Source organism: Streptomyces sp. RK9, from assembly GCF_045070545.1.
GTDB lineage: Bacteria > Actinomycetota > Actinomycetes > Streptomycetales > Streptomycetaceae > Streptomyces > Streptomyces alboflavus.
The window spans coordinates 3,084,987-3,107,233 of sequence record NZ_CP173703.1 but is presented as its reverse complement, the minus strand read 5'-3'; the positions used below and the strand labels follow the sequence as shown (position 1 = coordinate 3,107,233).

At 73.5% G+C, this 22,247-nt stretch carries 17 protein-coding genes, 5 tRNA genes and 1 pseudogene; 7 read left to right on the top strand and 16 right to left on the bottom strand.

Annotated features, from left to right (window positions below):
- Positions 1 to 181: 181 nt before the first annotated feature.
- Positions 182 to 700, top strand: a complete 519-nt coding sequence (locus tag AB6L24_RS12670) for a DsbA family protein (RefSeq protein WP_405655154.1) — start codon at positions 182 to 184, stop codon at positions 698 to 700.
- Positions 701 to 734: 34 nt separating this feature from the next.
- Here AB6L24_RS12670 and AB6L24_RS12665 read toward each other — a convergent pair whose 3' ends face one another.
- The 3 genes from AB6L24_RS12665 to AB6L24_RS12655 form a co-directional block, all read right to left on the bottom strand.
- On the bottom strand, positions 735 to 1,559 hold the full coding sequence (locus AB6L24_RS12665) for a GNAT family N-acetyltransferase (RefSeq protein WP_405655153.1): 825 nt from the start codon (positions 1,557 to 1,559) through the stop codon (positions 735 to 737).
- Between the two features lie 96 nt (positions 1,560 to 1,655).
- A complete protein-coding gene (locus AB6L24_RS12660) occupies positions 1,656 to 2,477 on the bottom strand; it encodes an aminotransferase class IV (RefSeq protein WP_405655152.1) in 822 nt (273 codons plus the stop codon).
- Positions 2,474 to 3,610: a chorismate-binding protein gene (locus tag AB6L24_RS12655; protein ID WP_405655151.1), complete on the bottom strand. Its 1,137-nt coding sequence runs from the start codon at positions 3,608 to 3,610 to the stop codon at positions 2,474 to 2,476. The genes AB6L24_RS12660 and AB6L24_RS12655 overlap by 4 nt, the downstream gene beginning before the upstream one ends.
- 156 nt (positions 3,611 to 3,766) lie before the next feature.
- Between AB6L24_RS12655 and AB6L24_RS12650 the strand changes: the two genes are divergently transcribed.
- The 5 genes from AB6L24_RS12650 (at position 3,767) to AB6L24_RS12630 (ending at position 4,262) form a co-directional block, all read left to right on the top strand.
- A tRNA-Gly gene (locus tag AB6L24_RS12650) sits at positions 3,767 to 3,839 on the top strand.
- 43 nt (positions 3,840 to 3,882) lie between these two features.
- Positions 3,883 to 3,956: transfer RNA gene (locus AB6L24_RS12645), tRNA-Cys, on the top strand.
- Between the two features lies 1 nt (position 3,957).
- Positions 3,958 to 4,029: transfer RNA gene (locus AB6L24_RS12640), tRNA-Val, on the top strand.
- A gap of 45 nt (positions 4,030 to 4,074) precedes the next feature.
- Positions 4,075 to 4,146 (top strand) — tRNA-Val (locus AB6L24_RS12635).
- 41 nt (positions 4,147 to 4,187) lie between these two features.
- Positions 4,188 to 4,262: transfer RNA gene (locus AB6L24_RS12630), tRNA-Val, on the top strand.
- Between the two features lie 68 nt (positions 4,263 to 4,330).
- On the opposite strand, the gene AB6L24_RS12625 is transcribed toward AB6L24_RS12630, so the two are convergent.
- From AB6L24_RS12625 to AB6L24_RS12610, 4 genes and pseudogenes are all read right to left on the bottom strand, one after another.
- Positions 4,331 to 4,624 (bottom strand): zf-TFIIB domain-containing protein, encoded by a 294-nt coding sequence (locus AB6L24_RS12625; protein ID WP_380852941.1) that lies wholly within the window; start codon positions 4,622 to 4,624, stop codon positions 4,331 to 4,333.
- Positions 4,625 to 4,693: 69 nt separating this feature from the next.
- Positions 4,694 to 5,638 (bottom strand): aminoglycoside phosphotransferase family protein, encoded by a 945-nt coding sequence (locus tag AB6L24_RS12620; RefSeq protein ID WP_405655150.1) that lies wholly within the window; start codon positions 5,636 to 5,638, stop codon positions 4,694 to 4,696.
- 206 nt (positions 5,639 to 5,844) lie between these two features.
- A complete protein-coding gene (locus AB6L24_RS12615) occupies positions 5,845 to 6,048 on the bottom strand; it encodes a hypothetical protein (RefSeq protein WP_030360535.1) in 204 nt (67 codons plus the stop codon).
- A gap of 199 nt (positions 6,049 to 6,247) precedes the next feature.
- Positions 6,248 to 6,546: pseudogene (locus AB6L24_RS12610) on the bottom strand (hypothetical protein).
- A gap of 196 nt (positions 6,547 to 6,742) precedes the next feature.
- Here AB6L24_RS12610 and AB6L24_RS12605 point away from each other — a divergent pair.
- On the top strand, positions 6,743 to 8,197 hold the full coding sequence (locus AB6L24_RS12605) for a protein kinase domain-containing protein (protein ID WP_405657141.1): 1,455 nt from the start codon (positions 6,743 to 6,745) through the stop codon (positions 8,195 to 8,197).
- A 61-nt stretch (positions 8,198 to 8,258) separates the two neighbouring features.
- Here the strand turns inward: AB6L24_RS12605 and AB6L24_RS12600 are convergent, their stop codons facing one another.
- The 9 genes from AB6L24_RS12600 to AB6L24_RS12560 form a co-directional block, all read right to left on the bottom strand.
- Complete coding sequence (locus tag AB6L24_RS12600) at positions 8,259 to 9,077, bottom strand: TrmH family RNA methyltransferase (RefSeq protein ID WP_405655148.1); 819 nt, start codon at positions 9,075 to 9,077, stop codon at positions 8,259 to 8,261.
- 121 nt (positions 9,078 to 9,198) lie between these two features.
- A complete protein-coding gene (gene cobA / locus AB6L24_RS12595; RefSeq protein ID WP_405655147.1) occupies positions 9,199 to 10,434 on the bottom strand; it encodes a uroporphyrinogen-III C-methyltransferase in 1,236 nt (411 codons plus the stop codon).
- Positions 10,435 to 10,627: 193 nt separating this feature from the next.
- A complete protein-coding gene (cobT, locus tag AB6L24_RS12590) occupies positions 10,628 to 15,373 on the bottom strand; it encodes a nicotinate-nucleotide--dimethylbenzimidazole phosphoribosyltransferase (protein ID WP_405655146.1) in 4,746 nt (1,581 codons plus the stop codon).
- 320 nt (positions 15,374 to 15,693) lie between these two features.
- Positions 15,694 to 16,923 (bottom strand): precorrin-6y C5,15-methyltransferase (decarboxylating) subunit CbiE, encoded by a 1,230-nt coding sequence (gene cbiE / locus AB6L24_RS12585; RefSeq protein WP_405655145.1) that lies wholly within the window; start codon positions 16,921 to 16,923, stop codon positions 15,694 to 15,696.
- Positions 16,924 to 17,620: 697 nt separating this feature from the next.
- Positions 17,621 to 18,271, bottom strand: a complete 651-nt coding sequence (locus AB6L24_RS12580; protein WP_030356338.1) for a GNAT family N-acetyltransferase — start codon at positions 18,269 to 18,271, stop codon at positions 17,621 to 17,623.
- 206 nt (positions 18,272 to 18,477) lie between these two features.
- Positions 18,478 to 19,305 carry a MetQ/NlpA family ABC transporter substrate-binding protein gene (locus AB6L24_RS12575; RefSeq protein ID WP_405655144.1) on the bottom strand — a complete coding sequence of 276 codons (828 nt, stop codon included), beginning with the start codon at positions 19,303 to 19,305 and terminating at the stop codon, positions 18,478 to 18,480.
- A 1-nt stretch (position 19,306) separates the two neighbouring features.
- Positions 19,307 to 20,140, bottom strand: a complete 834-nt coding sequence (locus tag AB6L24_RS12570; RefSeq protein ID WP_405655143.1) for a MetQ/NlpA family ABC transporter substrate-binding protein — start codon at positions 20,138 to 20,140, stop codon at positions 19,307 to 19,309.
- Between the two features lie 88 nt (positions 20,141 to 20,228).
- On the bottom strand, positions 20,229 to 20,969 hold the full coding sequence (locus tag AB6L24_RS12565; protein ID WP_405655142.1) for a methionine ABC transporter permease: 741 nt from the start codon (positions 20,967 to 20,969) through the stop codon (positions 20,229 to 20,231).
- Entirely contained in the window at positions 20,966 to 22,036 is a 1,071-nt protein-coding gene (locus AB6L24_RS12560) for a methionine ABC transporter ATP-binding protein (protein ID WP_405655140.1), read from the bottom strand. The genes AB6L24_RS12565 and AB6L24_RS12560 overlap by 4 nt, the downstream gene beginning before the upstream one ends.
- Positions 22,037 to 22,247 lie beyond the last annotated feature (211 nt).

Below are 22,247 nucleotides of genomic sequence, written 5' to 3'. Positions count from 1 at the left end.
CGTGCGGGCGCGGTGCTGTGTCGCTGGTGTCCCCTCCATCCTGCACCTGGTGGGGCGCCGGAAGCCATGGTCACCGAGGACATCAGGGAGATATCCGGGTCACGGCTCCTCCCCAGGTGCCGGTGGGCGGCGCCCCGGGTCCCGGTTGGGGCCCGTTCCCCGGGGCTGGGACACTGGGCGCATGAGCGACTCCTCCCCCGCGGCCCCCGCGGGCCCCCTCGTCATCGACATCTGGTGCGAGCTCCAGTGCCCCGACTGCCGCACCGCCCTGGACGACGTGAGCACCCTGCGCGCCCGCTACGGCGACCGAGCCGAGCTGCGGCTTCGCCATTTCCCCCTGGAGAAGCACAAGCACTCCTTCGCCGCCGCGCAGGCCGCCGAGGAGGCCCTGGCGCAGGGCAAGGGCTGGGAGTACGTCAAGGCGGTCCTGGACCGCGTCGAGGACCTGGACCGCAAGGGTGAACCCCTCCTGGTCGAGGTGGCGCGGGAACTCGGTCTCGACGCCGAGGAGTTCGACACCGCGCTGGTCGACGGCCGGCACATCCTGATCGTCGACGCCGACCAGGCCGAGGGCAAGGCGATCGGGGTCACGGGGACGCCGACGTACGTCGTGGGCGGGGAGCGTCTGGACGGCGGCAAGAGCCAGGACGGCCTGCGCGAGCGCGTCGAGGAGATCGCCGACCGCCTCCTCGCCGGCTAGCGGCCGCCCGGCCTGGAGCAGCGGCCTGTACGGCCTAGAGCAGCGGCTTGTACAGGGAGTACGCCGTCGTCTCGTAGCCCAGCGACTCGTACAGGCGCAGGGCCGGGGTGTTCCCCGCGAAGACGTTCAAGGCGACGCGTTCCCTGCCCGCCTCCAGGCACTGCCGCTCGGCGAGGAGCATCAGGGCACGGCCGTACCCGCGGCCGCGGTGCTCGCCGCGGACCTCGACGTCGTGGACGGAGATCTCGCTGCCGCGCTCCACGACCCACAGGGTGCCGACGACCTCGTCCGCGTGGATCAGGACGCTGAGCCGGGCGCCGGGGGTCGCTAGGCCGTCGGCCAGGGAACTGTCCATGTCCGCATCGGCCTTGGCGCGCGCCTGCGCCTCGGGGACGCCCCGGTCGATCCAGTCCTGCGCGTAGGCGTCCTTGGAGTGCGCGATCCACGCTGCGTACTCCTCCTCCGTCATCGCGCGTGCCGTCGTGTCCCCCGGCAGCTCGGGCGGACTCAGGGGCAGCGGCTTGCTCATCTGGCGGTTGCGCTCCACATAACCCAGCGCCGTCGCCAGGGCGAGCGCGCCGGGGGCGCCCGCGGGCACGGACGCCTCGATCCGGGTGCAGCCCCAGCCCCGCACGACCTCCTCGGCGGCGAGCGCCGCCACCGTGGCGCGGCCCCGCCCGCGGTCGGGGGCGTCGATGCGCAGGTCCAGGATCTCGGCGACGTCCGCCCCGAAGGCGGCGCTCGTGGCCAGCTTGATCCGGCCGACGGGGCGGCTGTTCACGCAGACGTCGTAGTCGCGCGACTTGGCGCCCTCGGAGCTCTCGTGGAGCGGCCCGGACGGCCGCAGGGTCGTGGTCATCACGGGAGTTGTACCCACTGAGCGCCCCCGCGTCATCCGGATTTACGCCCCGCGCGCGCTCCGCGCCGTCCGCCCCCGCCCGGGACCGCTCGTCCCCTACGGGTCGAGGTCGTCGCCCGCGCGCTCGTCGAAGACCCGCATCGCCTTGGCCGTCACCGGGCCCGGCGCGCCCGGCAGTTGACGGTCGTCGACGCGGTGCACACCCTGCACGTCGCGCAGCGTCGAGGTCAGGAAGACCTCGTCGGCGCGGTCGAGGACGTCGAGCGGAAGGTCGGTCTCGTGGGCGCCGGTCCACTCCACGGTCAGCGCGCGCGTGATCCCGGCGAGGCACCCGGAGGACACCGGCGGCGTGTGGATCTCGCCGTCGAGCACGACGAAGACGTTCGACCCGGTGCCCTCGCACAGCTGCCCCACCGTGTTGGCGAACAGCGCCTCGGTGGCGCCCTGTTCGGTGGCGCGGGCGAGGGCGACGACGTTCTCCGCGTACGAGGTGGTCTTCAGGCCGGTCAGGGCACCGCGTTCGTTGCGGGTCCAGGGGACGGTGATCACGGCGGTGGAGTCGGGGCGGCGGGCGGCCTCGCCGAGGGCGACGACGAGCGTGGGGCCCTGGTCGCCGCGGTCGGAGCCGAGCGGCGAGAGGCCTCCGGTGTAGGTGATCCGCATCCGCCCGAGGGCCATCGGGTTGGCGTCGAGGACGGCGGCACAGGCGCGGCGCACCTCGTCCAGGTCCGGCTCGGGCAGACCGAGGCCGCGCGCGGAGCGGGCGAGCCGGTCCAGATGGCGGGTCAGCGCGAACGGCCGCCCGGCGACCGCCTTCACGGTCTCGAAGACGCCGTCGCCGACGGTCAGGCCGTGGTCGAGCACGGAGACCCGCGCGGAGTCGAGGTCCTGCAGGCCGCCGTTGAGCCAAATCTTCACTGTGTCTCACCTTGCGATGTCGTTCCGTGTGCCCCGTCCTGCCCGCTTGCTCGGCCGGGGGTCCGGGGGTTGTCCCCCGGAGAAGCACAGCACGAGGGGGATCCTTCGCTGGGTGCGTACGTGCCCGAGGCTACCTTCAGGAGCCGTTCGGCCTTCAGCTCCGTCTCGCGCCACTCGCCCTCGGGGTCCGAGCCCCAGGTGATCCCCGCCCCCGTGCCGAACCGCAGCACGCCTTCGCCCCGGTCGATCCAGAACGTCCGGATGCCGACGGCCAGCTCGCCGGTGCCCCGGTCCGCGTCGACCCAGCCGATGCCGCCGCAGTAGGGGCCGCGCGGCGCCGTCTCCAGGGCGTCGATGACGCGCAGGGCGCTGGACTTCGGGGCGCCGGTGACGGAGCCGGGCGGGAACGTGGCGGCGAGCAGCTCGGGCCAGCCCGCGCCGGGGCCGAGCTCGCCGCGGACGGTGGAGACGAGGTGGACCAGGCCCGGGTGCTTCTCGACGACGCACAGGTCGGGGACGGTCACCGTGCCGGTCCCGCAGACGCGGCCCAGGTCGTTGCGGACCAGGTCGACGATCATGACGTTCTCGGCGTAGTCCTTCTCCAGGAGGTCCGCCTCGGTGCGCCCGGTGCCCTTGATGGGCCCCGACTCGACGACGCGGCCCGCGCGGCGCAGGAACAGCTCCGGGGAGGCCGTGGCTGTCTCCACGCCGTGGCCGGGCAGGCGGATCGTTCCGGCGTACGGAGCGGGGTTCCCGCGGGCGAGGAGCGCCGTGAGGGCGTCCACGTCGGCGCCCTCGGCGACCGGCGCGGAAAGGACGCGGCAGAGGTTGGCCTGGTACACGTCCCCGGCCGCGATGTGCTCGCGGACTCGGCGCACGCCTTCCGTGTACGCGGCGCGGTCGAGCGACGACGTCCAGTCACCGGCGGCCGGGCCGCGCCAGGCGCCCGGCACCGGCGCGGGGACGGGTTCTTCGCGCACCCGCCCGAAGCGCGCGCACACCAGACGGCCCTCGAAGTCCGCGGACACCGCCCAGAAGCCCGCGGAGTCCAGGGCGGAAGGGTCGCTGGTCACGTCCCGGAGATCGGTCGCGACGAGGCCGCCGAAGCGCGCCAGAGGAGACAGGTCGTGCACGGCTGCGAGTCTATGGCCGGTGTCCCGAGCGCGCCCCGGGCCCCGGCGAGGAGGTGACCAGCGCAGCACGCTGCGCAAACGCGTTTTTGTACTGGCCCAGGAATCCGCTAGAGTTCAACACGTCGCCGGGACGCGGAAGCGGACCGGGAAAGACAAGCGGACGTAGCTCAGTTGGTAGAGCGCAACCTTGCCAAGGTTGAGGTCGCCAGTTCGAACCTGGTCGTCCGCTCGCAGGAACCGCGGGGGATCTTCCCGAACCCCCCGTAACTCCTGGTGGAGTGGCCGAGAGGCGAGGCAACGGCCTGCAAAGCCGTCTACACGGGTTCAAATCCCGTCTCCACCTCCAAGGACGATTAGCTCAGCGGGAGAGCGCTTCCCTGACACGGAAGAGGTCACTGGTTCAATCCCAGTATCGTCCACTGGAATCTCTGATCATGGACTTTTGATCATGCAGAGGTTTCCCCGCGCGATTAGCTCAGCGGGAGAGCGCTTCCCTGACACGGAAGAGGTCACTGGTTCAATCCCAGTATCGCGCACGCAGTACGCCCCACCAGCTTCTGCATCTGCAGGTTGACCTGCGCGATTAGCTCAGCGGGAGAGCGCTTCCCTGACACGGAAGAGGTCACTGGTTCAATCCCAGTATCGCGCACCAGCTCCACGAAGCCCCCGGCCGTCTCCACGGCCGGGGGCTTCGTCGTGTGCGCTCCCAAGGAGCAGTCCTCAGGAGGAGAAGAGCATGTGCCCGAAGCTCTTGTGCCGCTTGTGACCGTGGTGGCCGTGGCCGTGGTGGCTGCCGTGCGGGGCGCCCCACGCGGGCGCGGGCGCCGCCGGGTACGCCGGTGCCGCCGGTGGGGCCTGCGGGGGCTGGTGACCGCTCCACTGGCTCTCGAGCCGGGTCAGCGCCTCCAGCTCGCCGTAGTCGAGGAATATCCCGCGGCAACCACTGCACTGCTCGATCTGGACGCCATTGCGGTTGTACGTGTGCATCGGTGCGTGGCACTTGGGACACTGCATGGTCGGCTCAACTCCTCGCCGGTCGTTACTGCTTCGCCGGATGTCTGCCCGGCGGTGGTGCAGTGCACCCTACTTCGCGCAGGTCGGCGCCAAGTCGGGCGGGACGGCGGCCATCCGGCGGCAGGCGTCCACGAGGGTCTCCTCGACCTCGTCGAGGGCCCGCTCCCCCGCCACCGCCTTGGCGATCGCCAGCCCCGCCGTCTGCACGGTCAGCGCCCGCGCCGGTACGTCGAGGGCGGGCCAGGGGTCCGCGCCGTCGGCGGGCACGGCGGGGCCGCCCGCCGCGCGGTAGGCGTTCAGGAACGACGTCCACTCCTCGGGGAGCAGCAGCCCGCAGGCGTACCAGGCCGCGGGGCGGGCCAGGTCCCAGGCCGGGTTGCCGGTGCCCAGGTCGTCGATGTCGATGAGCAGCCACCGGCCCTCGGGCGCCCGGACGAGCTGGCCCAGGTGCAGATCGCCGTGGCACAGGTGCGGCGGGCCCGGGTAGGGGGCCTCGTCGCGGGCCCAGGGCGGCAGGACCGCCCACGCCCGCTCCACCGGGGACGCGGCCGGGTGCGGGGCGGCGGCGCGCATCCGGGCCACGGCACGGGCCGCCTTCTCGGGGCCGCGCATCGGCGGGAGCGCGGCCTGGAACCGGGTGGGCGGGGTGCGGTGCAGGCGGGCCAGGAGGGCGGCCACCGCCTCCCAGGGGGCCGCGTCCGGGTCGTCGCGGTCCACCGGGGTGCCGTGCGGCCAGAGGGTGACCAGGCGGTCGTGGAGGCGGTCGGGCCGGGGCGACAGCGGGGCGAGGAGGGTGTCGGCGAGGTCGGGGTGAGCGGCCGCGGCGAGGCGGGCCGTCAGGGTGGGTTCGGGGGTGCCGGGGGCGTGCGCCTTCGCCACGACCTGGGCGTGCCGGACGACGGTGGCGTCCGGGCGGTCGGCGAGGACGCCGTGCGGGTCGCTGCAGGCGCAGTCGTCGCTGTGGCGGGCCCTGAGTCTGGCCTGGGCGGTCAGGGCGGGCAGCAGGGCGGTCACGGGTCCCCCGGGGTGTGTCTGTACGTCTCGCGTGAGAGTACGGGACTCCGGCGGGGTGAACGGCCCGGCGAGGAGCAGGAAAAGAAACAGCCCGCGCAGCTCCCCAGCTGCGCGGGCTGTCGTGCCGTCCGCCGCACCCCCGTCCCCACGGGGTTTCATGGCCGGATGTCCCCGCCCGGACCGCTCTTCCGGGCCTGGGGCGCCGCTCAGCGCCCCAGCATCACGCCCACGGACGACGCTTGTGTGACCACTGCCTCCCAGCCGCCGAAGGCGACCGTGAGCAGGGCTGCCAGGGGGAGGACCATGAGCGTGGCCACCAGCGGGTGGCGCGTTCCTGAAGGCCGCACGCCCAAGCTGGAGAGCTTCCGCCCCTGGGTGCGGATCATCGTCCGCGGCGCGGTGTCAGCCATGGTTCTCTCCCTTCCTGACCTGTTGGTGAAGCTGGCAGCGGCGGGTGTCTGACCTCGGGGGACGAGTGCTGCACCCGCCGCTTGACCTCAAATCTAGGTCCAGCGGGAGCGTCGGGCGTCATGCCCTCGTACCGATTGGCTGGCCTCCCCGAGGATGACCGGTCGTCACACAAGTACTCCCGTGGGTGGAGACGAGGTCCTAGGACTCAGGGTCTTCCCCGAGGGGACGTCCGGGCCGCTCGGAGCTGTCCTCCCTCGGGACGGGCTGCTCCACCAGGGCCAGGACGCGGGTCGCCATGAACCGCGCCGTGCGGACCACGGAGCCTCCCCCACGGCCTAAACGGCGTGGGGGCACCCCCGCCGGGTGACTTCGCTCACTTCCACCACTCCCCTGCGGACGGCCGTCTCGACCCGGCGGCCCGCCCGGCTCGCCACCACTTCGTACGTACGCGTCGTGTCGCCGGCGTCCACCACTATCTCCACGCGGTCACCCTTCACGCGATCAATCCCCCTTCAGCGACGGCTGGTTGGGCGGTCGGGCGGCGGCGGGCGCCCGGTGCGCCGCGTCACCTGACCACTTTTCAAGTTTCCCACCCGGCACTGACAATCGGTCGGCCCGCGAGGGCGCGGCCTCTGCACGTGCCCGGCCGCGGAAACGTAAGCTGTGGCTCGTCAGACGGACCGGGCAGCGGGGATGAACATGGCGATGATGCGCCTGAGGCGCGAGGACCCGCGTGTCGTCGGCTCGTTCAGGCTGCACAGGCGGCTGGGTGCCGGCGGGATGGGCGTGGTCTACCTGGGCTCCGACCGCCGTGGCCAGCGCGTCGCCCTGAAGGTCATCCGGCCGGATCTGGCGGAGGATCAGGAGTTCCGGTCCCGCTTCGCCCGCGAGGTCTCGGCCGCCCGGCGCATCCGCGGCGGCTGCACCGCCCGGCTCGTCGCCGCCGATCTGGAGGCCGACCGCCCCTGGTTCGCGACGCAGTACGTCCCCGGGCCCTCGCTCCACGACAAGGTCGCCGCCGAGGGTCCGCTGGCCGCGGCCGAGGTCGCCGTCGTCGGCTCCGCGCTCTCCGAGGGGCTCGTCGCCGTGCACGAGGCCGGTGTCGTGCACCGGGACCTCAAGCCGTCCAACATCCTGCTGTCCCCGAAGGGGCCGCGGATCATCGACTTCGGGATCGCCTGGGCGACGGGTGCCTCGACCCTGACCCACGTCGGCACGGCCGTCGGCTCGCCCGGCTTCCTCGCCCCCGAGCAGGTGCGCGGCGCCGCCGTCACGCCCGCCACCGACGTGTTCGCGCTCGGCGCCACGCTGGCGTACGCCGCGATGGCCGACTCGCCCTTCGGGCACGGCAGTTCCGAAGTGATGCTGTACCGGGTCGTGCACGAGGAGGCGCAGCTCCAGGGGGTGCCGGACGCGCTCGCTCCGCTGCTGCGGGCCTGTCTCGCCAAGGACCCGGAGGAACGTCCCAGCACGCTCCAACTGTCGCTGCGACTCAAGGAGATCGCGGCGCGCGAGGCGCAGGGCCTCAGCGATGTGCGGCCGCCCGCGCCGCGTCAGGACCAGGACCGCCCGACGCTCACCGACACGTACGGCGGTGTCGACACGGAGCACGGGGAGTTCGGGACCGGCTCCTCACGCCCCGGCGCCCCGCGCACCGGGGGCTCACGGACCGGCGGGTCCCGCACGGGTGGGCCCCGCACGGGCGACCCGCGCACCGGCGACCCGCGCACCGGCGGCTCGCGGACCGGGGGCTCACGGACCGGCGGGTCCCGTACGGGCGGCTCCCGCACCGGCGGTCCGCAGTCCGGCTCGCGGCCCTCGGCCCCGCGTGACACCTCGCGTCCTGGTGGTCGGCCCGGGCCTCGCAGCGGCACCGGGCGGAAGGGGCCCAACGGCACGGGCACGCGGCTTCGGCCCGCCAATCCCCGACTGCTTCGGCAGCGGCTCTTCGTCTTCGTCGTCGTGACGCTGCTGGTCGCCCTGGGGATCGCCGCGGCGCAGGGGTGCCAGGGGCCCGCGCGTGGGCTCGGCGCCGAGCGTGACGGGCACGGCGGCGTGAGCGCCGTGGTCGTACCGGAGCGAGGGCAGCACCCCGAGCGGCTGGACGGAGCCGCGCGGGACCGGACCGCGGACGGGCCGCGGGGCTGACCCGGCCGGGAGGACCGCGAGGCGGCCTCCCTGACTCAAGCCTCTGACTCAAGCCTCTGGCTCAGGCCCCCGGGCGCCCCGTCGCCACCGCGTAGAAGGCGACCGCGGCCGCCGCGCCCACGTTGAGCGAGTCCACGCCGTGCGCCATCGGGATGCGGACCCATTCGTCGGCGGCGACCAGGGCCTGCCTGGACAGGCCGTCGCCCTCCGCGCCGAGCATCAGCGCGACCCGGTCCATGCGGTGGGGCGCCGCCTCGTCAAGGGTCTTCGCCTTCTCGTCCGGGGTGAGGGCGAGCAGGTTGAAGCCCGCCTCGCGGACGCCTTCGAGGCCCTTGGGCCAGGCGTCGAGGCGGGCGTACGGCACGGAGAAGACCGCGCCCATGGAGACCTTCACCGAGCGGCGGTAGAGCGGGTCGGCGCAGTCCGGTGAGAGCAGGACCGCGTCCATGCCGAGGGCGGCGGCGGAGCGGAAGATCGCGCCGATGTTCGTGTGGTCGTTGACCGCCTCCATCACGACCACGCGGCGGTGCGACCGGAGGAGTTCCTCGGCCGTGGGCAGCGGCTTGCGCTGCATGGACGCGAGGGCGCCGCGGTGCACGTGGTAGCCGGTGACCCGCTCGGCAAGGTCGGGGCTCACCGCGTACACGGGCGCCGGGACCTCGTCGATGACGTCCCGCATGACGTCGACCCACTTGGCGGAGAGCAGCATCGAGCGCATCTCGTAGCCCGCGAGCTTGGCGCGCCGGATCACCTTCTCGCCCTCGGCGATGAACAGGCCCTCGGCGGGCTCGCGCTTGCGGCGCAGCTCGACGTCGGTCAGGCCCGTGTAGTCGCTGAGGCGGGGGTCGTCGGGATCTTCGATGGTGAGGAGATCGGCCACAGGGTGATACTGCCTTGTCCTGGGTGAGGTGCCAACGGCTGGGAACCAGTTCCGTTACCGGTGGTTACGTTGGTGTGGGCGGGGTGGTCGGTGTGATCGGGGGGCCGGTCCTCGGCCTCGGTCAGGCGGGCGGGGCGGAGGTCAGCGCGGCCACCTCGCCGATCACGATGACCGCGGGCGGCCGTACCTCGTGGGTGCGCACGGCGTCGGCGACCGTCGCGAGGGTGGCGTCGACGCGGCGCTGGGCGGCCGTGGTGCCCTCCTGGATCAGGGCGACCGGGGTGTCCTGCGGCTTGCCGTGGGCGGTCAGGGTCTCGGCGATGCGGCCGATCTTGTCGACGCCCATGAGGATCACCAGGGTGCCGCGGAGCTTCGCGAGCGCCGCCCAGTCCACGAGGGACCGCTCGTCGTCGGGGGCCACATGGCCGCTGACCACGGTGAACTCGTGGGCCACGCCCCGGTGGGTCACGGGGATGCCCGCGGCGCCCGGCACCGAGATCGAGCTGGAGATGCCCGGTACGACCGTGCAGGGGATGCCTGCCTCGGCGAGCGCGTGGGCCTCCTCCATGCCGCGGCCGAAGACGAAGGGGTCGCCGCCCTTGAGGCGCACCACCGCCTTGCCCTGCTTGGCGTGCTCGATCAGGGCGTTGTTGATGGCCTCCTGCGCCATGAAGCGGCCGTACGGGATCTTCGCCGCGTCGATCACCTCGACGTGCGGAGGAAGTTCGTCGAGGAGGTCGCGCGGGCCGAGCCGGTCGGCGATGACGACGTCGGCCTCGGCGAGCAGGCGGCGGCCGCGGACCGTGATCAGGTCCGGGTCGCCGGGGCCGCCGCCGACGAGGGCCACGCCGGGGGTGCGGGTGCGGTGGTGCGGGGCGACGAGGGTGCCGTCGCGCAGGCCCTCCACCACGGCGTCGCGGATGGCGGCCGTGTGGCGCGGGTCGCGGCCCTTGGCCTCGGTGGTGAGGACGGCCACGGTGACGCCCTCGCTGTGGCCGGTCGCCGGGGTCCAGGCGGTCGCCGCGTCGGCGTCGTCGGAGCGGACGCACCAGACGCGGTGGCGTTCGGCCTCGGCGGAGGCGGCGGCGTTGGCCGCGGGGTCGCTGGTGGCGATCAGGGCGTACCAGGCGTCGGCGAGGTCGCCGTCCGCGTACGCCCTGCGCTCCCAGGTGATCTCGCCCATGTCGGCCATCGCCTCGACCGAGGGGGTTGCCTCCGGCGATACGAGGAGGAGGTCGGCGCCGGCCGCGATCAGGGCCGGGAGGCGGCGCTGGGCCACCTGGCCGCCGCCCAGGACGACTACGCGGCGGCCGGTGAGGCGGAGGCCTACGGGGTAGGCGGGGTGAGCGGTGGCCATGGGGTGCGCCTTTCCTTGGTGCGGGGTGGGTGGCTCGGGTGGTGGGGGGGGGTGGGCCCTGCCGGGGGCTCCCCAATCCCACCCCTTCCCGAAACCAAGGGGCTCCGCCCCCTGGCACCCCCGTTTGTCGCGCTTCGCGCTCGTCCTCAAACGCCGGACGGGCTGAATGGTTGGAGGAGCGGAGCCCGGAGGGCTACTTCTCCGTCACGCCCGCCGAGTCGAACGTCGCCACCTCGTGCATCGCCCTGGCCGCGCTCTGCACCACCGGCAGGGCGAGCAGGGCGCCGGTGCCTTCGCCGAGGCGGAGGTCCAGGTCGACCAGGGGGCGCAGGCCGAGCTTGTTGAGGGCGGCCACGTGGCCCGGTTCGGCGCTGCGGTGGCCCGCGATGCAGGCCGCGAGGACCTCGGGGGCGATGGCGCGGGCGACCAGGGCCGCCGCGCCCGCGCTGACGCCGTCGAGGATGACGGGGGTGCGCAGGGAGGCGCCGCCGAGGAGGAGGCCCACCATCGCCGCGTGTTCGAGGCCGCCGATGGCCGCGAGGACGCCGATGGGGTCGGCCGGGTCCGGCTGGTGCAGGTCGAGGGCGCGGCGGACGACCTCCACCTTGCGGGCGTGCATCTCGTCGTTGATGCCCGTGCCGCGGCCGGTGACCTCGGCGGGGTCGGTGTCGGTGTAGACGGAGATCAGGGCGGCGGACGCGGTGGTGTTCGCGATGCCCATCTCGCCGGTGAGCAGGGCCTTGTTGCCGGCCGCGACCAGGTCGCGGGCCGTCTCGATGCCCACCTCGATGGCGGCCTTGACCTCTTCGCGGGAGAGCGCGGGCCCGGTGGTCATGTCGGCCGTACCGGCGCGGATCTTGCGGGGCAGCAGCCCGGGCGTCGCGGGCAGTTCGCTGGCGACGCCCACGTCGATGACGCAGACCTCGGCGCCGACCTGGTTGGCGAAGGCGTTGCAGACGGCGCCGCCGCCGAGGAAGTTGGCGACCATCTGGGCGGTCACCTCCTGGGGCCAGGACGTGACGCCCTGGGCGTGCACGCCGTGGTCGCCGGCGAAGATCGCGACGGCCGCGGGCTCCGGGATCGGCGGCGGGCACATCCGGGACAGGCCGCTGAGCTGCGCGGAGATGATCTCCAGCATGCCCAGGGCGCCCGCGGGCTTCGTCATGCGTTTCTGGCGTTCCCACGCCTCGCCGAGCGCCTTGGCGTCCAGCGGGCGGATGTTGCCGACGGTCTCGGCGAGCAGGTCGTGCGGGTCCTCGCCGGGCAGCGCGCGGCGGCCGTACGTCTCCTCGTGCACGACCCAGGACAGCGGGCGCCGCTTGGACCAGCCCGCCTGCATCAGCTCCGGCTCCTCCGGGAACTCGTCGACGTACCCGACACACAGGTACGCGACGACCTCCAGGTGCTCGGGCAGGCCGAGGGCGCGCACCATCTCGCGCTCGTCGAAGAAGCTGACCCAGCCGACGCCGAGGCCTTCGGCGCGGGCGGCGAGCCACAGGTTCTCGACGGCGAGCGCCGAGGAGTACGGGGCCATCTGCGGCTGGGTGTGCCGGCCGAGGGTGTGGCGGCCGCCGCGGGTGGGGTCGGCGGTGACGACGATGTTCACCGGGGTGTCGAGGATGGCCTCGATCTTCAGTTCCTTGAACTGCTTGGCGCGGCCCTTGGGCAGGGACTTCGCGTACGCCTCGCGCTGGCGCTGGGCCAGTTCGTGCATGGTGCGCCGGGTCTCGGCGGACTTGATGACGACGAAGTCCCAGGGCTGGGAGTGGCCGACCGAGGGGGCCGTGTGCGCGGCCTCCAGGACGCGGAGCAGCACCTCGTGCGGGATGGGGTCGCCGCGGAAGCCGTTGCGGATGTCGCGGCGCTCGCGCATCACGCGCAGCACGGCCTCGCGTTCGGCGTCGGCGTAGCCCGGGGCGGGCGGCTCCACCGCGGTGTCGGCGGCGGGGGCGAGGGGTTCGGCGAGGCCGGAGTCGAGGTCGGCGGCGTCGGCGGCGTCGTCGTCCACGAGCAGCAGCGGCTGCGGGGTGCCGTCCTGGTCCGCCTGCTCGGCGGGCGTGGACAGGTCCTCGGGCGCGTCGGCGTCGACGGGGACGGCCGGGGCGGGCTGCTCGGGGTGGCTTGCGGGGTCGGTCGGTCCGGCCGGGTGAGGTGCGTGCATCGGCTCGTCGGGGTCGGTCGTCTCCGGGGCGGACGGGAAGGGGGTGCCGTCCTCCGCCGCGTCGACGGGTGCGGGTGCCGCCGTCCCGGCGGGCTCGGCGGTGGGCCGGGCTCCGTCGCGGGGTGCGGGCACGGTGGCTGCGGGCTGCTGCCCGGTTTCGGAGGGCGTGCCGGGTACGGGTTCCGCTTCCGGCTCGGTGCCCGGGGTGGTGTCGGCCTGCTCCGGGGTGACGTCCGCGGGGGCGGGCCCGGCCGCGGGGGCCTCGTGGCCGCCGGTCTCGTCCGGCTGCTGCGGCGCGAAGTACTCCGGCGGTACGGAGAGGGGGCGCGGCGGGGTCGGGGCGAGGTGCGGCGTGGTCGGCACCTGGCCGTCGACCGGGACGAACTGCCCGATCGGCGCGGCCTCCTGGACCTCGACGAACGGCTGCGCGGAGCCGTCGCCGTCCGGCATCCAGGTGGCCCCCGCGATGTGGGGTCCCTGCCCGGCGTGCGCGTCCGGCCACGGCTGGGCGGCGTCGGGCGCCTGCGGGGCGACGGCCGCGTGCGGGGCCGCGGCGTGCGGGGCGGCGAGCTGGTCCTGCGCGGGCGCGCCGGGCGAGCCGAGGGTGCCGACGGGGGTCGGGGTGCCCGGGTGGGCTCCGGGTGCGGCGGCTTCCCCGGCGGGCGCGGCCTGCGGGAGCGGGGTCGCGGCGGACGCGGACGCGGGGGCGGGCGCGGTCAGGAGTTCGGGGCCTTCGGGTGCGGTCGGGGACTCCGGGGCGGAGGGGGTCGCCACGGCGTCCTGAGCTGCGCTGCCGATACCAGACGCGTCCGCTCCGGTATGTGGCTCGGCCGGGGGTACGGACGGGGGTGTCGGCTCGGCCGACGGCAGCGGCTCGGTCGTGGTCGCCGCGACGGCGGGGGTGACCGGGGTGTCGACGGGGCCGTTGCCCGCGACCAGGGCGTCCGCGAGGGCGGGCACAGGCGCGGCGGGGGTGCCGGGACCGTCGGCCGGGGTGGTGGCGAGGGCTTCGGTGGCACCGGCTTCCACCGCGGCGGGGTCGGGCACCAGCGCCTGGGAGACGTGCGTGGCCGCGTCCGCGGTGGGCGCGACGGCCGACGGGTCCGGGGCTCCGGCCGCTCCCGGGGTGCCGGGTGCGGACGTGGCGCCCGGAGCGTGCGCCGGCTGCGGGGCGTGCGCCTCGGCGGCGACCTGCGCTTCCGGGGTCGCGTGCGGGGCACCGCCGGCGTCGAGTGCACCCGATGCCTCCGGCACGCCGGGGGCGTGCGGGGCGGGCGCGGGGGTCGAGGTGCCGGTGGGGCCTGCCGGGTCGGCCTGCGCCGGGCCGTCGGCCGTCGCATCGGGGCCCACGGGTGCCGCTGAACCGTCGGCCAGGGCAGGGCCGTCGGCCAGGGCAGAGCCGTCGGCCAGGGCAGAGCCGTCGGCCAGGGCGGGGCCGTCGGCCGGGGCAGAGCCCTCCCCCGGAACGGAGTTGTCGGCCGTTACAGGGCCGCCCGGCTGCGCGCCGCCGTCCACGGCGACCGCGCCGTCCACAGGAACGGCGCCGTCCAACGGAACCAAACCATCCGCCGGAACCACACCGTCCATCTGGGCGGCACCGTCCGCCGAAGCGTCGCCGCCCGCGGGAACACCAGCCACCGGAACGCCGCCGTCCGCCAGGACGGGCCCACTCCCAGGAACAGAGCCACTGCCGGGAACGGGAACACTGCCCGGTACAGAGCCACTTATCGACCCGGAGCCGTCCACCGGCACGGCGCTGTCCATGGGAACCAGGCCGTCCATCGGCCCGGCACCGTCGCCGGTCACCGGCACATCAGCCGGCACCTGCGCGTCACCATTCGCCGGTCCGCCGCCCGGAACCGGAGCGGCGCCCTGCCCTCCGGATACCCCGGATGCACCTGTGACGTCTGTGGCGCCAGAGTTCCCAGTGACGCCCGGGTTCCCAGCAACGCCGGAGCTCTCCGTGCCACCGGAGTCTCCCGTGACCACGGATGCCCCTGCGCCCACGGAGGCCCCCGCGACCCCCGCGCCCACGGGGACGACCGTTTCTGCTGCCACCCCCTGGGGGTTCTGCGGCTGCGGTGTCCACGGCGCGGCCGCCTGCGGCGGGATCTCGCCGAGCTGCGGTCCGGGCAGCGCGCCCGCGTCGTCGCGCGGGATGTCGAGGTATTCGGGTCCTGCGGTCGGGGGACCGGCGTGCCGGACGGGCATCGGGTGCGGCGTGCCGCCCGCGGGGCCGCGGTCGGCCAGCGAGCGCACGGGGCTCCCGGCGCCGTCGGGCACGGCGGGTGCGGCCGGGCCGCGGTGCAGCGGGCGCCGGGTGGGGCTGTGCTGCGCGGCGGGGGCGGCGCCGTGGGAGGCGTGCAGGGGAACGCCGGTGAGGTCGACGGAGCCGCTGTCCCGGCCCGACGTCTCGTGCGGTCCGGGCTGGTGAGCGACGGCCGGACGGCCGACGGCGGCCTGGGCCGCGTACGCCTGACCGGCGTTCGCGTCGGCGTACGACTGGGCGGCGGCCGACGGGTCCACGGGGCCCTGCGCGACGGCCGCCTGCGCGACCGGCTCCTGGGGGAGCTGCGCCGCCTCGGCCCCGGGCTGCGCGGTCTGCGCCTCGCTCCACGCGCCCTGGGCACCCGGCATCAGCAGCAGGTCGTCGTCCTCGGCGGGGTTCTCGGAGGGGTCGGCGAAGGTGTACGCCGCCGGGGCTGGCACGCCCGGCTGCTCCACCCTGCCTGCGCTCTCCGGCAGTCCCTCGCCCGGGACCTGGCCGGTGTCGGTCATGCGTACCCCTCGCCCATCGGTTAGTCCTTCTTTGACCGCCCGTCATCAACAACGAGCGCACGTGCCGCGCGGCACGCATCGCGTACGGTCCACAGGCATTGTCGCGGTAGCGCCGCCGCCGTGGCAGCTTGATCGGCCACGGTCCGCTGTGGACTGCGCCACGTCGCGCGCCCCGCGGTCCGCCGTACCACACGCGCCCCCCAAAACGGGCGAGCTTTCCGGACTTTGACGGACACAGACCAACGAATCGCCGGGCGCCCAGGTGCGGTACAACGATCGGCCAGCCTACCGCGCACGGCACCGCGAGGGGGTCGCCAGGGTCACGGGGTTCGGTCGAGCAGCAGTGCGGAGACCAGGAAGACGACGGTCCGCTTCCGCTCCGTCCAGGCGCGGGTGTCGAGTTCGACGGACTGCAGGAGCGCGCACTCGACCGCGTAGCCGTGCTCCGACAGGTCCCGGCCGAGGAGTTCGGCGTCGTCGCGGGTCGCGGCGTGCGTGACGATGCGCTCGGGACGGCGGTCGGCGACGGCGGAGACCACGGCCACTCCCCCGCCGCCGACGCGTACGACGTCGGGCTCGGGCAGGTCCTCCAGGATGTGGGGCGCGGTGCCGTGCACGATCTGGGCGTGCACTCCGTAGCGGCGTACGACGGCGGTGGTGCGGGCGCAGGAGTCCGCGTCGCGGTCGACGGCGATGACGGCGGCGCCGAAGCGGGCCGCCTCCGCGGCGAAGGCGCCGGTGCCGCAGCCGATGTCCCAGACCAGGTCGCCCACGCGCGGGCCGAGGCGGGCGAGTTGGGCGGCGCGGATGCGGTCGCTCTCGCCCTCGCCGAGTTCCTGCTCGCCGCCGTAGCTCGCCGCGGGCAGCGCCCAGCCGCGTGGCTCCGTGCCCGGTTCGCGGCCCGCGATCCAGCCGGTGTCGTGGACGACGGGGCCGCCGGTGCCACCAGGGCCGCCGATGACGATGACGACGTTCGGGTCGCGCCAGGAGTGGTCGGCGGCCTTGTCGGAGGTGACGACGGTGACCTGCTCGCGGTCGGTGCCGAGTTCCTCGCAGATCACGAAGGTGCGGTGGACGCCTTCGAGGAGCAGGCCGAGTTCGGCGGGGCCCGCGCCGGGCGAGGTGAGCACGGCGACCTTGCTGTGCGCGCGGCAGACGTTCACGGCGCGGCGCAGGGTGCGGCGGTGGGCGACCACGATGGCGGCGTCGTCCCAGGGCATCCCGGCGCGGGCGAAGGCCTGGGCGACGGACGAGACGGCGGGCACCACCTCGACCTCCAGGCCGAATTCGGGGGCGCGCAGGGTGCGTACGACGCCGAAGAAGCCGGGGTCGCCGTCGGCGAGGACGACGGCGGTGCCGCGGTGGGCTGCGATGCGGCGGGCCGCTAGGGCGACGCTGCCGAGGCGGACGCGTTCGGCGGTGGGCGGGACCTCGGGCAGGGCGAGGTGGTGGGCGGCGCCTGCCACGAGGGTCGCGGCGCTCAGGGCGGAGCGTGCCGCGGCGGTCAGCGGCGAGCCGTCCCAGCCGATCACCGTGACCCGGTCGGCCATGGTCGTCTGTCTCCTGGGGTCTCGGGTCCTGCGGTGCGGGGGCCGCCGCGTGCGGCCAGGAGGGAGCGTACCTGGTGCCCTGCCGGGAGGCCCCCAGCCCCACCCCTTCCCCGAAACCATGGGCTCCGCCCCTGGACCCCGGAGGGGGTGGGTGTCCCCTTCGGGTGGGACAGCCCGCCCCCGAATCGGCGCTCCGCGCCTCGTCCTCAATCGCCGGACGGGCTGGACAGTGGCGGAGCAAGCCGAAATGTGCGGGTGGGCTGAAGGCGCACCGGGCAGGCAGTGCGGACGACCCCAGCCGAAGCACTGGCGGGGGCGGGCGGGTGGGAGAAAGCCCGTCCGGCACTTGAGGACGAGGCGCGAAGCGCCGATACCGGGGGCGACCCCGGCAGGGCTGACGGTGCCGGGCTGTCGGGCAGGCCGGTGCAAGTCCGGGCGGGCGGGTGGGAGAAAGCCCGTCCGGCGCTTGAGGACGAGGCGCGGAGCGCCGATATCGGGGGTGCCCCCGGCAGGGCTGACGGTGCCGGGCTGTCGGGCAAGCCAGCGCAAGTCCGGGCGGGCGGGTGGGAGAAAGCCCGTCCGGCGCTTGAGGACGAGGCGCGAAGCGCCGATGGCGGGGGTGCCCCCGGCGGAGCTGAGGGTGCCGGGCTGTGGGAGAGAGCCCGTCGTCACCCCCGTCCAAGGCGCCCCGCCAGAATCAGTTCCAGTCCGAGAACGACGTGAAGCCGCTCTCCGCCAGCTGGTCCGACACTCCCTCCAGGTCCTCGGGGAGGAGGCTCCAGACGATGAGGTCGGTGCGCAGGTCGATCCAGCCGCCGAGGGGGTCGCCGCCGTTTCTGACACGTGCTATCCACGCCCCGCGCAGGACGCCCTCGCTGATGCAGCCGATCTTCTGGGCGACCTGCTGGGCGGCGGTGTTGTCGGCGGCCGTACGCAGTTCGATGCGCTCGAACTTCTGGTCGTGGAAGAGCCACTGGGCGGTGGCGAGCGCGGCCTCGGAGGCATAGCCCTCGCCGCGGGCCCAGGGGGCGGTCACATAGCTCAGCTCGCTGGAGCGCACCCGCCAGTCGGTGTGGCGCAGGCGCACGGACCCGACCAGGCGCTGGGTGAGGAACTCGGTCACGGCGAGGACGATCCCGCGGCCCTCGGCGCGCTCGGCGGGGGCGACCTCGGTGATGTAGGCGCGGGCGTCGGCCTCGGTGTAGGGCTGGGGCGCGGCGGTCCAGGCGGTGACGAGCTCGTCGTTCATCATCTCCGCGTACGCCGTGATGTCCGCTTCGTCGAACGGGCGCAGCACCAACCGCTCCGTGCTGATGGAGATGTCGGGGAACCCCGAGGCTGTAGTCATGCGCCGCTCCGTAAGCTTCATGGGCCTGTCGCTCTGTGAATTCTCGAACCGTCGAGCTGTCGAACCGTCGAATCGTCAAGGACCTCAAGGACCTTCAGGCCTGCCGAAGTGCCCAGCATGCAGCATGGCGGCGCGAGGACGCACCACGGGGTCCGCTCCGGCAGGTGGAGCGGACCCCGTGGGTGGGGACAGGGCACGGGTGTGCGTCAGCCTCCCGTGACCGGAAGGACCGACCCCTTGTACTTGTCCTCGATGAACTTCTTGACCTCGGGCGAAGTCAGCAGCTCGGCCAGCTTCTTGACCTTCGGGTCGTCCTCGTCGCCCTTCTTGACGGCGAGCACGTTGTTGTACGGGTTGTCCTTCGCGGACTCCAGGAGGACGGCGTCCTTCTTGGGGCTCAGGCCCGCGTCGAGCGCGTAGTTGTTGTTGATGACGGCCGCGTCGACGTCCTTGAGGGAGCGCGGCAGCTGCGCGGGCTCCAGGGCCTTGATGGTGAGCTTCTTGGGGTTGGCCGCGATGTCCTCGGGGGTGGCGTTCGCGCCCGCGCCCTTCTTGAGCTCGATCACGCCCTTGGAGGCGAGCAGTTGGAGCGCCCGGCCCTCGTTGGTGGTGTCGTTGGGCACGGCGACGGTCGCGCCGGAGCGCAACCCCGTCACGTCCGTCAGCTTCTTGCCGCCGTCCGCGTACACGCCCATGGGTGGCAGGTACACCTCGGTCACCGGCACCAGGTCCGTCTTCTTGGACTTGTTGAAGTCGTCGAGGTACGGGGTGTGCTGGTAGAGGTTGGCGTCGAGGGAGCCCTCCTGGAGCGCGGTGTTGGGGGTCACGTAGTCCGTGAACTCCTTCACCTCCAGGTCGAGGCCCGCCTTCTTCGCCAGGTTCTGCTGGATGTACGCGAGGACCTCACCGGCCGGGGTCGGGGTGGCCCCGACGACGAGCTTGTCGCCGTCGGAGCCGGAGCCCGCGCCGCAGGCGGTCAGGCCGAGGGACAGGGCCAGGGCCCCGGCCGCCGCGGCGATGACAGGCCGGCGCATGTCAGAAGGCCGCGACGATGGAGCCGTCGTACTTGTCGTCGATGAACTTCTTGACCTCGGGCGAGGTGAGGAGCTTGGCGAGCTTCTTCACGCGCGGGTCGTTCTCGTCGCCCTTCTTGACGGCGAGGAAGTTGCCGTAGGGGTTGCCCTTGGCCTTCTCGGCGACGATGGCGTCCTTCGCGGGGCTGAGGTCGGCCTCCAGCGCGTAGTTGCCGTTGATCACCGCGGCGTCGACGTCGTCGATGGAGCGCGGCAGCTGGGCCGCCTCCAGCTCCTTGAACTTGAGGTTCAGCGGGTTCGACACCACGTCCTTGGGGGTGGCCGCGAAGCCGACGCCCGCCTTGAGCTTGAGGACGCCGTTGTCGGCGAGGAGCTTGAGGGCGCGGGCCTCGTTCGTGGTGTCGTTCGGGACGGCGACCGTCGCGCCCTTCTTGAGGTCGTCGAGCTTCTTGATCTTCTTGGAGTAGACGCCCAGCGGCTCCAGGTGCACCGTCGCGCCCGGGACGGGGACGATGTCCGTCTTGTTCTTCTTGTTGAAGTCGTCCAGGTACGGCTTGTGCTGGAAGTAGTTCGCGAAGACCTCGCCCTGCTGCACGGCGGTGTTGGGCGTGACGTAGTCGGTGAACTCCTTCACCTCCAGGTCGAGGCCCGCCTTCTTCGCCAGGTTCTTCTTGACGTAGTCGAGGATCGCGCCCTGCGGGGTGGGGGTGGCGGCGACGACCAGCGGGCCGTCCTTGTCGCCCGCGGACCCCTTGTCGGAGCCGCAGGCGGTGAGGCCGAGGGTGAGGGCGCCGGTGGCGAGGACAGCAGCGGTGATCTTGGTGGTGTTACGCACGAAAAGTGCCTTTCTCCATGGGTGGTACACCCCCGCGTTGGTGGTGCGGGGTGGTGCTGGGTGAACTCGGAGGACCGAGAGGTCGGGCTCAGGCGGCCTTGACCGGCTCGGGGTCGGCCGCGGGCGCCTTGGCGCGCAGGAACTTCAGCCGCGGCGCGGCCCCCGCGCGGCCGCCGCGCCGGTGCAGGCTGCGCGCGGCGTAGTCGCCGACGAACTGGATGATCGAGATGACCACGGCGAGGACGCCGACGGTGATCCACATCAGCTCGGTCTCGAAGCGCTGGTAGCCGTAGCGGACCGCGAGGTCGCCCAGGCCGCCCGCGCCGACGGTGCCGGTGATCGCCGAGTAGCCGATGAGGGCGACGACGGTCGTGGTGGCGCTGGAGATCAGCGACGGCAGCGACTCGGGCACGAGGACCTTGCGGACCACGGTCCACGTGTTGCCGCCCATCGACTGCACGGCCTCGACCAGGCCGTGGTCGACCTCGCGGACGGCCGTCTCGACCAGGCGCGCGAAGAACGGGATGGCGCTGATCGCGAGCGGCACGATCGCCGCGTCACGGCCGATGGAGGTGCCGACGATGGAGCGCGTGAAGCCCATCAGGGCGACCATGAGGATGATGAACGGCATCGACCGGCCGATGTTGACGACCTGCCCGATCACCTTGTTCACGATCGTGTTCTGCAGCAGCCCGCCGCGGTCGGTGAGGACCAGCAGGATGCCGAGCGGCAGGCCGGCGGCGACGGCGATGAGCGCCGACCAGCCGACCATGTAGAGGGTGTCCCAACAGGCCTGCTCCAGCAGGGGCTGCATCTCCGACCAGGTCACTTGGCACCTTCCTTGACCAGCGTGGCGGCGGTCGCGGACGCGTCCGGCGCCGAGAGGGCGGCGGGTGCGTCGGCGACGTCGACCTGGAGGCCCTGCTCGCGCAGGAAGCCGATCGGGACGACGTTCTCCTCGAAGCGGCCCGGCAGCTCGATGCGCATCCGGCCGACCTGCTTGCCCGCGACGGTGTCCATCGCGGCGCCGAGGATCGAGATGTCGATGTTGTACGTGCGCGACAGCTGGGAGATGACCGGCTGGGTGGCGGCCTCGCCGTGGAAGGTCACGTCGACGACGGTGCGGTCGATGCCGGTGGCGTCGCCGCTGACCGGGAAGAGCGCGGCGGCGAGCTGGGAGCCCGGGGTGCCGAGGAGTTCGGTGACGGTGCCGGACTCGATGATCCGGCCCCGCTCCATCAGGGCGGCCGAGTCGCAGACCGTCTTCACGACCTCCATCTCGTGCGTGATCAGCAGGACGGTCAGGCCGAGCTGCTGGTTGAGGTCGCGCAGGAGCTGGAGGATGGAGCGGGTGGTCTCCGGGTCGAGGGCGCTGGTGGCCTCGTCGGAGAGCAGCACCTTCGGCTCGCCCGCAAGCGCGCGGGCGATGCCGACGCGCTGCTTCTGGCCGCCGGAGAGCTGCGCCGGGTAGGCCTTGGCCTTGTCGGCGAGGCCGACCAGGTCCAGGAGTTCGAGCGCCTTGCGGGAGCGCTCCTTGCCGGACAGGCCGAGGATCTCGAGCGGCAGCTCGATGTTCGCCTGGACCGTGCGCGAGGACAGCAGGTTGAAGTGCTGGAAGACCATGCCGATGCGGTTGCGGGCGGCGCGCAGTTCCTTGCCGGCGCGCGGGCCGCGGCCCGCGAGCGCGGTGAGGTCCTGGCCGTCCACGGTCACGGTGCCGGAGGTGGGGCGCTCCAGGAGGTTCACGCAGCGGATCAACGAGGATTTGCCGGCACCGGACTGGCCGATGACGCCGTACACCTCGCCTTCGCGCACATGGAGATCGACTCCGTCGATGGCGGTTACTTCACGACCGCGTGAGCGGTAGACCTTGGTCAGGCCGGAAGTGGTGATCACTGGGTTTCCGTCACTGTCGAGTGCGCGGCGCGGTGACGCCGGGCACGGGGCATTCGTTCGGAACGCGGCACGGTTCTCGCGGTGGCGATGGAACCGGAGGACGTGTGCGCGGGGCCGGCTCGCGCCCTGCCCGTGTACGTGACTCTTCGAGGTACGTACGGGGTGTGGTGGCGCGGCACAGCGGCTTCGCTTCGGGGCGCGAGGCTCTCAG